Origin of the sequence: Legionella bononiensis (assembly GCF_016786215.1) — a bacterium.
In the GTDB taxonomy this organism is placed as follows: Bacteria; Pseudomonadota; Gammaproteobacteria; order Legionellales; family Legionellaceae; genus Legionella; species Legionella bononiensis.
This window is the reverse complement of sequence record NZ_JADOBG010000002.1, coordinates 383,093-396,345: the sequence shown is the minus strand read 5'-3', so window position 1 is coordinate 396,345 and position 13,253 is coordinate 383,093. Positions and strand designations below refer to the sequence as shown.

The window sequence follows — 13,253 nt, the reverse complement described above, 5'->3', positions numbered from 1 at the left end:
CACAATATCAATTATGAAGAAAATAATCAAAATTATAAGCATAATCTTAGTTTCACTGTTTGTCAGTGGCTATTTGATATTATTTTTTTCACCCAAGCCTTTATTACTTGATGGAATCAGTTTTTCAAACGCGGTGTACGATGATCACCATCAATTATTGAGATTGACTTTGAGCAAAGATGATAAATATCGTCTGTTCACTCCTTTGTCTGATATCTCCAATGAATTAGTTGAGGCTACTTTATTACAGGAAGATCAGTATTTTCGCTGGCACCCTGGAATTAATCCGTTTTCATTATTCAAGGCTGTTTGGCAGACTTATGGTGTTCAATCGCGTCGAGTTGGCGCTTCAACGATAACCATGCAGGTAGCTCGAATGCGATTTGGAATCAACTCCAGAAACATTTCAGGTAAGTTAATGCAAATATTCAGGGCATTACAACTTGAAATGAACTACAGTAAGGATGAGCTGCTCGAAGCTTATCTGAATCTGGCTCCCTATGGAGGAAATATAGAAGGAGTAGGGGCGGCCAGTCTGGTTTATTTCAATAAGTCAGTAAACAAACTCAGTCTACCAGAAGCATTGACTTTAAGTATTATCCCTCAGAATCCAGGGAAAAGAACTCCCGATAATAAAAGCTTGAAAACTATTCGGGATCATTTATATGCCAGATGGCTGCTCAAACATCCAGAGGACGGTAATAAAAGAGAGACTTTTGGTCTGCCCCTGGTGATGCAGCAGTTAAGTAATTTACCATTCAGTGCTCCACATTTTGTAAATATGGTATTGAGTGATCCGTCAATACACCAACAAAGTATCGATACTTCTCTAGACTCAAGAGTACAAGTCATTATTAATCGAATTACCAAAAATTATTTGGCACGGAAAAAATCAATCGGTGCTTATAATGCCTCTGTATTATTAGTCGATACACGAGATATGACCGTTAAGGGCTTGCTGGGATCTGCTGATTTTTTTAATAAAAATATTAGTGGACAAATCAACGGTATCGACATTAAACGTTCACCAGGCTCCACATTAAAACCCTTTATTTATGGTTTGGCTTTAGATCAAGGATTAATTCATCCTGATACTGTTTTAAAAGATGTTCCTCACAGTTTTAATGGATATAATCCGGAAAATTTCGATTATGATTTTATGGGGCCAGTTAAAGCCAAAGATGCCCTGGTATTCAGCCGTAACATTCCTGCTGTTTATCTATCCAGTCAATTAACCAATCCAACCTTACACCAATTATTGGAAAAAGCGCAGGTAAGTCATTTAAAACCGGAGTCTTATTACGGCTTATCACTTAATCTCGGTGGTGTCGAATTAACTATGAGAGAGCTGGTAGGACTTTATGCCATGCTCGTAAATGATGGGGTGTGGTATCCAATTCGTTTTCACAATAAGGAGCAAAAAGGCTCTGGTCGTAGATTATTAAGTCCTGAAGCAAGTTTTCTGGTATTGGATATGTTAAAAAGTACTCCTCACGGAGATTTTGGCAATAAATCGGCTCTACATCTCCCTGTATCGTGGAAAACAGGTACCTCATCAGGGTATAGGGATGCCTGGGCTGTAGGTACCTTTGGACCTTATGTCCTGGCTGTATGGATAGGTAATTTTGATAATAAAGCCAATCCGGCATTTGTAGGTAAGGACATAGCGGCACCCTTATTTTTTGAGTTAATTGATGCAATCAAGCATGAGCGTGGTCCTTTATCCATCATTCCTAAAAATACGGCTTCGATGAATCTCGAGAAAGTAGAGGTGTGTAAAGCTTCGGGGATGTTACCTACACGTTATTGTCTCGATACGGAGTGGACCTGGTTCATTCCGGGGAAATCACCTATTAAAACAGATACAATTTTTAGAGAGGTGGCAATTAATAACAGAACCGGATTGCGTACTTGTCATATTGATGAAAATACGCGCTTTGAAATATTTGAATTCTGGCCTTCTGATTTATTAAAAATTTATAAACGGGCAGGCATACAACGTCGTACCCCTCCATTTTTTGAAGCAGATTGTGCTTTATCTGGCAACTCTGGAATTAATCCGCAAATCACATCACCGCAGGCTGGAATCAGTTATGTGATTCGCGCCAATTCGCAGTTAAATAATAAAATCCCCCTGTCAGCAGTTAGTGATGCGGGGATCGCTCATTTGTACTGGTTTATTAATGAAACATTTGTAGCCAAGACCAAAGCGGGACAAACTTATCTTTGGGATGCGAAGCCAGGTAAATATGTAGTGCGGGTTGTAGATGATCATGGTTTATCCGATGCGCGTGATATCCATGTTCTGTTGGATACATAAAATAGTCCTGGCAATTGCAAAAAACAAAGGTCTGATGATCTGAGTTTTGATATGCAGCTTCTTTTTGTTATCAAGAACGATCCCGATTCATTCTATAGCATAGGGCTTTCAATTGGGAGCAACGCTGTTTGAGCATAGGAGTATCTCACATTGAAATGCTCATTATGTTCATCGAACTCAATTGATTGTTCTGAGATCGTTTTAATGAATTCTACCATTGCAGTTGACAATGGAGTTGGTTTCGACATTGCATCAGTATGATTCTGAATGTCCTGAACAAGCGAATAGATCCCTTTAATTGTTAGTATAAAGGCTATAAAGTCCAGGACATAACCAAGTTTAGGTTCGATCATCGCAAAAAAAATGAACCAACGAGCCATTTCAATAAAAGCAAGAGTATCTATTGCTCGGCCAATATAACTTGCTGGAAGAGACTCTATTCGATGTCGAAAAAAGGACGACTGCTGAAGATACATTTTGTAATCTGACTTATCAGACTTTTTTGTAAGTAAATTTTGAGTCGTATTCAGTAGGTCTGTACACATTTTTAAACGGTGAGGGCGTTTATCGACGCGACGGAGCGCTTCTTCAACGATGGTTTGAGTATGAACCCGCAGTTTTGGATTAGTTTCTTCATCAATGTGAGTGTGTAATTGATTAACCAGGTTGGTAAAATGAGTGGTTATCGGACTGCTTTGCAGTTGCAGCACTTTATATCGTCTGGCAGCGTCAAATAAGGTGAGTGGCGTCAAAGTTACACCTGGAATTCTTAAAATGTAAGATGTCTCAATAAATCGTCCAAATTGAATTAGAGGTAAATCCAGTTTAATGCCCGCCAATTGTAGTGCGAAATGAGCCCCATTAGCGCAATTATGAGTCATCTTGCGATACATTTCAGGATCATTGAATTCTGAATCAGCAAATTGTTCGCAGAATGTTTTAAACGGTACTGAACTTTCAAAAGTGACGCAATTATCATTATCGTATTGGTGCTTCGGTAAAGTGCCCGGACTCAGACTGGGCTCGTCCTTATTATGCCATATTTTAACCATATCCAGATCGTTATATAATGGCTCTTTGGCATCGGCTTGAGCATAAATTTGTGCACAGGTACCCTGACTTACAACATTCAGCATAATATACAATGAATAAATCCTTCAGCTATGAAAATAAAGGGTCGCATAATACAAAAAAAGCTCAATTTAGTCAATTTTTGTAGATTTAAATGGGGTTCGTTGATTTAATGTTGAGTTGGAGATGAATTATTCTTCAGTACTTGGCTCTATCCGTTGAACTGATATGAGCCAAGTAGGTGCTTTATATTCAAGTTAAAATGGCTAAAGTCCATTGAACTTGATAATGATTATACTGCAGGCGCGGGCAATGGATCGTATGGTTCTTTGGAGAATTCACTCGGAAGCCAGCCGGCACCCAAGGTACCATCGTATAATACTTCCAAATACAATGCAGCCAAACACAGATCTCTATGAGATGATAATTCACAGGTTGTGCCATTAAAGAGTAGCGCGGTTTGAATCCCTAGTTCTGCGCCAGCTATAGCGAATTGTAAAATATGGATAACTTTTTCAGGAATTTTTGTATCAGCACGAAACAGGGAATAGAAGGAAGCGATGCATTGTCCTAATTTTGTAGCAATCATGGCATAGGGTTGCTTTTGAAAGGTGTATGACGCCAGCTGAGCACCCGCATTTACACGTTCTGCATTGCGATGACCAGTAGTTGAGGTATAGGGGTTAATCGACATAGCTCCTAAACAATCTGTTAACCATTGGGGCATATTAATCCTTAAATATGTATGTAAAACGAATTGGCACATTATCATATTGGAGTAAGTTTGCAAGATCAGATGATAGGTAACTTGTTTGTTTATTCAGTTCTTTTTAGAAAAGGAAATTGTGTATTTTCTATTGAGTCGGCGTGTACTTTTTAAGTAATTTATTCAGGTTGAAACGACGAATAACTTTAGGCTTTTCCAGATAAATAAGCCTGCTTACATAAATCGTAGCGATGAGTTGAATTATTCCCATAATAGTAAACAACATTTCGAAAGAGCTGTTCGCTATGATCAATCCCCCACAGAGCAGAGCAATACCTGTATAGATGCTTGCCAGTCCATTTGCCAGACCCCAGGTTAAGCCTTCGTGTGTTTTATCTTCGCAGCGAGCATATAAGGCATACCAGGTTGTCGTAGATAATCCCCCCGAAATTCCCAAACCAATTTGTAACAGAGCCAATTGATGTTTTGTACTCACAAAGACATAGCAAAAAGTAAAAATAGTTTGTAGCGCGTATCCAACAATTAACAGTTTTTCTTTATAAATAAAATCAGACACATAACCTAAAGCGATAACTACTATCCCGACTGAAATTAAATAGAGTGCCCATACCCAGGAAATATCCAATGGGGACGATTGAAATTTAGCACAGAAAATTCCAAAGAGTGGTCCTAACATTCCCTCGGATAAATACCAGAGATTATTAGCAAATAATAAGGTACGTTCTTTTTTATTAAACATGTGACTAAATCAAAATTATAGTTAATCTTAACATACAAGGTTCATTTCGTTTTTTATATAGTATTTTGAAATTAAATTCCGGCTCTATTGAGCCTGGCTTTTTATCTGATCTTTATAGTGATAATCTATTCATTTTTAACATGCTCAGGACTTGCGAAAAATTCTAAGGTCGAAGTAAAGATTATTTTTAATAAGGGAGGATAGGTTGACTCCGGTGTATTGACAATTACGAGATCGACGTCTTGCGATGTTGGAAACAATTAATCAATAGCCATATCCCTAAATGACCGAATTTAAATGTTCTCTTAACGAAGAGATCGGACTTTTTTCCCCAAGTATTGACTTTGATTAAACTGTAACGAGAGCTTATGACTGTCAAATCAACCTCAACGCATCGAATTGCATCCCTGGATGTGTTTCGTGGTCTCACGATTATTTTGATGATTTTAGTAAACAGTCAGGGAAATCAGTATCCGTACCCGATCCTTGAACATGCATCATGGAATGGTTGTACTTTGGCTGATCTAGTATTTCCCTCGTTTCTGTTTATCGTTGGTTTAACCAGTGTTATCAGTTTAAACAAGTATAGAGCGAATCAGGATAACCATGTGTATAGGGCTATAGTTCGGCGTAGTCTTTTATTGTTTGCGTTGGGCTTATTTTTAAATATTTTTCCGATTCATATTTATTTAAGTTCTCTCAGGGTGTATGGCATTTTACAGAGAATCGCCTTGTGTTATCTGGTGAGTAGTATGATTTATTTAAAAACCAGTACCAAAACACAAATTCTGATTTTCCTCGCAATTTTGTGGGGTTATTGGTTTATGATGACTCAGGTACCCGTACCCGGATATGGAGTGAATCAATTAACAGTAGAGGGGAATTGGGTTGCCTATTTGGATCAAATGATTTTTTCAAGTGCACACCTGCTTGGAAAGGTTTATGATCCAGAAGGTTTTTTTAGCACGATCCCATCAATTGCAACCACTTTATCCGGAGTGTTAACGGGCAGTTTGTTGCTCGCTTCAATGTCCAATCTAAAGAAGTTTTACTTGATGATGATGCTTGGCATTATTTCTTTACTGTTGGGATGGTTTTGGAGTTACAGCTTTCCAATTAATAAAAATTTATGGACCAGCTCTTTTGTTTTATGGACCAGTGGTTTTGCTCTTGTCGTTTTTGCATTATGTTTTTTGATTATCGACATTTTGAAATATAAGCGTTGGTCACTACCTTTTAAAATATTTGGCATGAATGCGTTATTTGCTTTTACTGTTCATGTTGTTTTATTAAAGCTCCAGTTTGTTTTTTATTTTCCTTTAAATGATGGCAGCAAAGGTAATATGAAAGCCATGCTTACAGAGTATTGGTTTGGTAGTTTCAGCAATCCCAATGCGGCATTATTTTATTCTATTCTGTTCTTATTTATTAATTTTCTGATGGTTTTATTTTTATATAAGAGAAAAATATTTATTCGTTTATAGGATCTGTTGGTTATTACGTTACTTCATCGATCTGGAACGGCTTGATACTGATACTTCCTTGAACACTATACAATAGTACATTTCAAAAATTCACGAAATCTCAGTAAAATTGCCTTCTCCCTCAGGGAGAAGGTGCCGTAAGGCGGATGAGGGGAGCAAACATCGTTCATTCAATAATGAGTCATAAATGCATGACTAAATTACTGTTGTACTCGATTGTGCTCTAAGTGAGTACATATTTTAATTTCCGTACGGGTATTGTTTTTACTCATGTTTTTTGCTTGGTCAAATAATTTCAAGCATTTAACTCTATGTTGGTGGGGTTAAACCTTTTAATGGTTTTAAGATCCCCTCATCCGCCTTCGGCACCTTCTCCCTGGGGGAGAAGGCAATTTTTATGAGCTTTGGATAATATTGTCGATGTCATATTGTACATTTTGCTAAGAACAACTTAAGACTAATAGCAAGGAGCCGTGAAGCGTTTCGTGAAGATGATAGGCTTATACAAATCGCAAATTAAGATTAATTAATGAGCATTTTTAATTAGTAACATTTTCTCCTGCTTGTTATGCCGCATGCAGAGAATGAATCTTGTGATTAAAATTATCACAAAATCACTTGTTTAGTTTAATTGTAGCGAAGACTGCTCGCTATCTGCATTCTCATCCTTTTTATCTATGCTTTGATTGGGAAAAAAGCCATCTTCCAGGTTGATAGTTGTTTGACTAGATGGTTTATTATCAGGCAATGGTTCCTTGGGGCTTGCGTTAATCTGTTCATAGAATTTAGCAATCAGAGGTTGCAGTCCATCAATATGTTCCTGAATTTGAATTTTATAAATGATTCCAAATATGGTGTCCAAATGGAAATTAATATTAACAGAAACCAAGCTTGAATTGGCCATTATCGCGTCGCCCAGCATTTTGAATTGTTCAATGTTGGTTTTCTGAACAAATCCGAGCTCCTCCAATTGACACTCAGGATCTTCTAAAAATGAACAAAGAGCGCTGATTGTTTCATTTGAAAGACCGTATCTGCAATTATGCGACATGCTGATGGAAGTAATTTGCCTGTTGGTTTTGAGTAGTTCGATAATTGATTGCAATCCTTCGTTTTCAATATAATTGTAATCAATAATCAATTTTTGGATCTTTTTATTATTGGCCAACGCTTCAGCCAGTTTTTTAGCATCACTGGCCATATACGTATTATGGGTCAGATCAAGTTCAACAAGATTTTCGGGAGCTTTGGTCAGATAGACGCATAAATCATCGATATTCAAACGACTCAGATTATTTTTTGATAAATCAAGATAAGCCAGATTAGTGCAGTATTTGAGTGAGTTAACGAGCTGAGGACTGGCAATTTGGCCAATATTGGTATTTGACAAAGCCAGTAGGGTCAAGTTTGCATTTGATTTGAATACATGTTCCAATAAGGGAATATCGCTTGCTTCAAATAACATGTCATCCAGTACCAAGACTCGTAGCGCCTGGGTACTTTGAAGGCACTGCACAATATCTTTGCCATACGACATACTCCGTAGCTTTAAATCAACCAAAGTAGTATTTGGAACTTTTTTATTCAGAATGGGCAGCTCTGCATTTTTATCCACTGCAAAGTTTAAATCCAAAAATTTTAACGGCGACTTTTGCAGATTTTTAGCGAAGTTATAACATTGGCTAGTACTTGCCGAAGTCTCAATTAATTCTAAATTAACAAATAGTGTTTCAAGCTGTGGTTTGTCCTTAACCATATTCACCAGTGCATCATAGACTATGCCGTTCATCGTTCTTACTTGGCTGTTACTAAAATAATTTAAAATACTAAGAATAAGATTATCACGAGATCTGAGATGAAATTCTGTGCCTTCTACAGTGAATTTAAGTTTGGTCAACTGAGTATTTTGACGGACTACCTTGCTTAACTCACTTAATCCACTTACGTTTTCTCCCGTTACATCCAGAGACAGATCAAGTTCAGTAAGCGGTGTAATTCTTAAATACTCAGATAAAAAAACCATATCATCATAAGTTAAGGGAGAGGCCAGTTTTAGATCAGATGTTTTGAACGAACCATTTTTAGTCGCATTGAGACACTTGGCAATTGAAATCGTTAACATAATTACTCCTCACAAATCCTTTTGAATTGAAATAATATAGAACAGATCTATCATCTACTTGGAAGGATGTGAATGTAAATAGCTGGTAAGTATTTTATCAGTATTTATTTTTTGAGAAGAGGAACTCTTTAAATAGAACGAAATCAGCCATGAGACTATAGATTGGGTGTTGAAAGGTGGCTGGTTTGTTGTGTTCAAATACAAAATGGCCTATCCAGGCCAATCCATAACCTGATATTGGACCTGCAATAAGCCATATAACATTTGAAGTGATTAAGAACATGATAAGACACAGAATAAATAAAGAAGTGCCGGTGTAATGAAGGGCTTTACACACCGGATTCTGGTGTTGGCTTAGATAGAAAGGATAGAATTCTGCAAAATTCTTAAATTTAGTCTGCTCAGGCGATGTTTTATTCATTTTCATCTCTTGCCTCGAGTAGCTCCTGAATTGGTTTTGGAAGTATGGTTCTTATTTTATGAGTTAGTATCTTTTCATTTTTTTGCCACAAAATGCCTAAATAAATAATTCCAAATCCTATTGCGGTTAAGGCGACTGGGAATAAATAACTCAAATTAAATACTTGAAAGGCAAGATATCCTAAATAAAAACAGAATCCTAAAGCTCCAAAAATAACGAATACTTTTCTGCTGAGTATGACGCCAATCAGAATCATGAGCACATTGATGCACATATATAAAAATTTTGACAATTCACTATCTGAGTGTTGGCAGGTAAGTCCACCCCAGAAAGTCATCACTCCAAAAATATAAAGCCAGAATGCATAGTCTGCTGTTTGACTGGATCGGACATCTACCCAAAAAGCGATTAATACGGTAATAATGCCAAAATACATAGAGACCATGGCACTGAGCTCATAAGTATAATGATCCCCACCAATCATACTGGTCAAATCCATAGTCATATACCAAAGCGTCACTGCTATGGGCATGATCATAAAAGGGTAGCGGTATATCCATGCCAGAATAACGCCGACAGCCAAAGTACCCAGTTCCATAAAAATCCAGTTCCATTTAATATAAACATTATAATCATGATAAACGCTATTATCAGGCCACCACCCCATGCCTTGTTGTAAACCGTATATAGCCAGCGGAGTAAGACAGATGACAAAGGTTGCGCATATACCGGCGGGTATATAATATTTTTTTTCATCCAATGAATGGGTTAATGCTATGCCCAGAATGGCATAAGATACAGATAAAAATAAAATTCCCCATCCTCCATACATTTCCCAGCCCAAGTTCATGAACAAGGTCATGGCTCCAATCGCTATGAGACCGCCAAAATAATACAGCACATTAGTCAGGTTAAATCCGGGGCTTTGTTCGGGAAGATTTTTTACGAATTCAATTAATTGTTCCGCTTGTTCCTTGCTGATAATATGGGCATCTACTGCTTTGTCCATCATAGTCCGTGATATTTTCATCGTAGCTCCGTAAGATGCAGTATCTAATGTATTAATTATATTATAGATGACACATTTGGAATTAGAGATCCTATCTTGTTGATATTGCACTCATTGTGCGTTGTTCATGCTTCCAACCAGCTGAATTTTTTTCTTTGAGTCCAGACAGGGATTAAAACGATGAGAATTAAAAATAACCCGCCAGAGAGCGCATAGATGAATTGAGATTGAAACTGTAAGGACGGAGGTGGTGTGAGGCTTACAATAAGGGCTATTATCACTCCGAACAATCCAAAACCAGCAGAACCAATTATTTTAATTTGTGAGGAGAGTTCTTTTGTAATGACCAATTTAATTGCGCTGATAAAAAGTAACAAATACATGAGTAAATTAACCTGAGTCGCCGCATTGAGCATGATCCAGTATGAGGCGTTCAGTGAAGGTACTATTAAAAATAAAGTACTGATAATCGAGACGCAAAGAGCCTGGATGATCAACAATCTCGCCGGTGCTTTATTTTTATTAACCTCTGTAAGCCTACTGTCCAGGAAGCCTTCTCCTGCAGCAAATCCTAAGCCTTTGATTGGAGCGATCAGCCAGTTGTTAGCCGCGCCTATGCAGCCTATCGCAATAAGTCCATTGATAATAACCGCCAGTTTGCCACAATGCATTTTAGTAAAAAATAATTGAATTAATTGGGGAATACTGCTGATGAAACTCAATTGTTGTGGTGGAATGATCATAGCCAGTATTATGGAGCCGAACAGCATGGAAAGGAATACCACAAAAACTGAAATAATTACTGCTTTGGGAAATGCACCTGGTTTACTGTCTTCGGCATGAACGGCCGCTAATTCTATGCCGCAAAATGAAAGAATTATAGCCGTTAAAGAGGTCCATGAGTATGAGGTATTCTGAGGAAGAATGGTTTGTTGAGGATGTGTTTGTGTTAACCACCAATACAATCCCATAATGATGATGATACTGAAAGGAACCAATAATCCCGTGATGGAACAAAACGAATTAAAGCGACTGGAGAGTTGAATCCCCTTTAAATTAATCCATGTTAATACCCATATAAGCGAAATAATAATGATAAAAAGTACGGTTTTATTATCAACCAACTCGGGGGAGATGCTGTAGAGCAGGGTACCTGCAATAAAGCTCAATAAAGTAGGATATATCAATACGTTTTGAATGCATTGAAACCATATGGCTAAAAAAGCCGAACGTTTTCCCAGACCCTTTTTAACCCAACCATAAACACCTTGTTGTGATTGATTTGAAAACCACATCGATACAATCGCGCAGGGAATTAAGAAAAAAATTAAAGCCAGAGTAAAGTAATTGACTAATTGACTGCCAGCCAGAGCGGCAGCTGGCAAATTTCGTATGCTATCAACAGAACATACGGTGATAAGCGTCAGGCTAAGTACCGATAATCTTTTCTTCATTAAAATCTCAAAGACAAACAGCTTAAACCACCATCAATTTTTTTGAATTCACTGACGTCGAGTTCAATACAGGGAAATCCAAGCGCATGGATTTGTTCTTTTGTTTTTGGATAACCTTGTGCCAACAGAACCGTCCCGTTAATCATGATGCAATTGGCGGCATAAGACTCATCTGGATCGATGATGATCTGTTTTAAATGATTGAAGGCAGGATGATTCACTAATTCACCACTGACCAGCAAATACCCCTGATCCAGGTAACTTACACCGGTTTTTAGATGAAGAAATTCAGTTAATTGTATGGTGGAAGCCGAATACCCTCGTTGGGTCAGCTCATGAATCATTTGACTGGCGCCATCTTTATTCGTTCTGGCTGACAATCCTATATAGAAATGATTATTCACATTGAGGATATCACCAGCTTCAAGTGTTCCTGGAGCTTCAATTCGAACACTGGCACTTTTGTAAAAGGCATTGATGGTTTGTTCTATTTCTTTCACTTCTCCTTGCCTCGACACAGCTCCTGGTCGTGTAAGAAACGCTGTTTGATGCGTTAACAAAGCAACATCTTCAACAAAACAACTATCCGGGAGGTGATCAATCGGAGGTAGCACGGTGACTTCAAGTCCACATTGAGCTAAAGCATTAATGTAGTTTTGGTGTTGAATGAGCGCTAACTCATAATCAGGGACTCCTAGTGTCGCGGAGGTTGTTAAACCATGAATCAATGACGCCGATGGGGTTCTGACAATAGCATTATGAAACATGATTAACTCCCGGAAGTAAAAAAAATATCTTATCATATTTTTTAATCGGTTAAACAGTGTGCTTAATAATTAGTTTAATTGCCAGTTAAAGAGCGAGAAATTGAGAATTCTTTGTTGAGTATGGATTTAGGTCTAAAAGATGGTTATGCTAATTTTTTTGCTGAATGGATTTCGTCAAATGACTGCCAGTGCTTATGATATTGTCTTGCTGACTCAAAGAGCGTACGTCGATCCTGTTGAAATAACACCTTATATTAATAATGTGCTCATTGAAGACAGGCTATTAACCGAAGCGCTCGAGCAAAGAGGCCTTCGGGTTACGCGAACTTTTTGGGATGATTCTGATTTTGATTGGAGTAATACTCAGTTTGCACTGTTCAGGGCTACATGGGATTATTTTCATCGATTCACGGAATTTCATCAGTGGTTGAATAAGCAGTCCAGGAATATTAAATTCATAAATCCCTATTCAATCATCGGTTGGAATATGGACAAACATTATCTGGGTCTATTGCACAGCAGAGGAATCAATATTCCTCCAACCATTTTTCTAGAGAAAGGAGATGCAACTTCGTTAAAACATCTGCTGCAAAAAACAGGTTGGGCTAAAGCCATTTTAAAACCCGCATCACTCGGTGCGATCTCCCGTCACTCGGTGCGATCTCCCGTCACTCGGTGCGATCTCCCGTCACTCGGTGCGATCTCCCGTCACTCGGTGCGATCTCCCGTCACTCGGTGCGATCTCCCGTCACCCGGTGCGATCTCCCGTCACCCTCCGCGAAGGCGGAGGGTCCATGAATGGTAAGTCCAATACTAAAAAACCAGAAACAAATATTCATACCAGTACATTGCAACATATAAAAAAGGGAACCTTATATTCTGGTATAACATCAAGTCTCATCAAAAGTGTTGGGGAACACACGAATAATGTGATTATGAAATTCACAAACAAAATAATAAAGATTGGACCCTCCGCCTTCGCGGACGGTGACGGGGATAGCATGCGGGACGTTGGGAATCATTTGATGAATTGTCGCCCCCTCTGGTATTCAATAATTTTAATTACATTATATTTTTATTGGAACCAGACAGTGATAACATCCTTTGCGTTAACGCTATAAATAGGGATATCAGATCAC

11 protein-coding genes are annotated in these 13,253 nt (G+C 38.1%); 3 read left to right on the top strand and 8 right to left on the bottom strand.

The window, feature by feature from the left end:
- Window positions 1-13: 13 nt before the first annotated feature.
- On the top strand, window positions 14-2,320 hold the full coding sequence (gene pbpC / locus IZU94_RS02865; protein ID WP_203107801.1) for a penicillin-binding protein 1C: 2,307 nt from the start codon (window positions 14-16) through the stop codon (window positions 2,318-2,320).
- Between the two features lie 92 nt (window positions 2,321-2,412).
- On the opposite strand, the gene IZU94_RS02860 is transcribed toward pbpC, so the two are convergent.
- The 3 genes from IZU94_RS02860 to IZU94_RS02850 all read right to left on the bottom strand — a co-directional run bounded on the left by IZU94_RS02860 (window position 2,413) and on the right by IZU94_RS02850 (window position 4,857).
- Window positions 2,413-3,456, bottom strand: a complete 1,044-nt coding sequence (locus tag IZU94_RS02860) for a hypothetical protein (RefSeq protein ID WP_203107799.1) — start codon at window positions 3,454-3,456, stop codon at window positions 2,413-2,415.
- Window positions 3,457-3,683: 227 nt separating this feature from the next.
- Window positions 3,684-4,118 carry a hypothetical protein gene (locus IZU94_RS02855; protein WP_203107797.1) on the bottom strand — a complete coding sequence of 145 codons (435 nt, stop codon included), beginning with the start codon at window positions 4,116-4,118 and terminating at the stop codon, window positions 3,684-3,686.
- Window positions 4,119-4,245: 127 nt separating this feature from the next.
- Window positions 4,246-4,857 carry an MFS transporter gene (locus tag IZU94_RS02850; protein WP_203107795.1) on the bottom strand — a complete coding sequence of 204 codons (612 nt, stop codon included), beginning with the start codon at window positions 4,855-4,857 and terminating at the stop codon, window positions 4,246-4,248.
- A gap of 368 nt (window positions 4,858-5,225) precedes the next feature.
- Here IZU94_RS02850 and IZU94_RS02845 point away from each other — a divergent pair, with 368 nt between their 5' ends.
- Entirely contained in the window at window positions 5,226-6,341 is a 1,116-nt protein-coding gene (locus tag IZU94_RS02845) for an acyltransferase family protein (protein ID WP_203107793.1), read from the top strand.
- Between the two features lie 622 nt (window positions 6,342-6,963).
- Here IZU94_RS02845 and IZU94_RS02840 read toward each other — a convergent pair.
- From IZU94_RS02840 to IZU94_RS02820, 5 genes are all read right to left on the bottom strand, one after another.
- Window positions 6,964-8,463, bottom strand: coding sequence for a leucine-rich repeat domain-containing protein (locus tag IZU94_RS02840; RefSeq protein ID WP_203107791.1), 1,500 nt, complete (start codon window positions 8,461-8,463; stop codon window positions 6,964-6,966).
- A gap of 97 nt (window positions 8,464-8,560) precedes the next feature.
- On the bottom strand, window positions 8,561-8,884 hold the full coding sequence (locus tag IZU94_RS02835; protein ID WP_203107789.1) for an Mpo1-like protein: 324 nt from the start codon (window positions 8,882-8,884) through the stop codon (window positions 8,561-8,563).
- The gene (locus IZU94_RS02830; RefSeq protein WP_203107787.1) at window positions 8,877-9,914 is read right to left on the bottom strand and encodes a DUF2157 domain-containing protein; all 1,038 of its coding nucleotides are present in this window, start codon (window positions 9,912-9,914) and stop codon (window positions 8,877-8,879) included. The genes IZU94_RS02835 and IZU94_RS02830 overlap by 8 nt, the downstream gene beginning before the upstream one ends.
- 104 nt (window positions 9,915-10,018) lie before the next feature.
- On the bottom strand, window positions 10,019-11,347 hold the full coding sequence (locus IZU94_RS02825) for an APC family permease (protein WP_203107785.1): 1,329 nt from the start codon (window positions 11,345-11,347) through the stop codon (window positions 10,019-10,021).
- Window positions 11,347-12,114 (bottom strand): dimethylarginine dimethylaminohydrolase family protein, encoded by a 768-nt coding sequence (locus tag IZU94_RS02820; RefSeq protein ID WP_203107783.1) that lies wholly within the window; start codon window positions 12,112-12,114, stop codon window positions 11,347-11,349. Before IZU94_RS02820 ends, IZU94_RS02825 begins: the two co-directional genes overlap by 1 nt.
- A 145-nt stretch (window positions 12,115-12,259) precedes the next feature.
- On the opposite strand from IZU94_RS02820, the gene IZU94_RS02815 reads away from it, so the two are divergent.
- On the top strand, window positions 12,260-12,919 hold the full coding sequence (locus tag IZU94_RS02815) for a DcsG N-terminal domain-containing protein (protein ID WP_203107781.1): 660 nt from the start codon (window positions 12,260-12,262) through the stop codon (window positions 12,917-12,919).
- The last annotated feature ends 334 nt before the right edge of the window (window positions 12,920-13,253 follow it).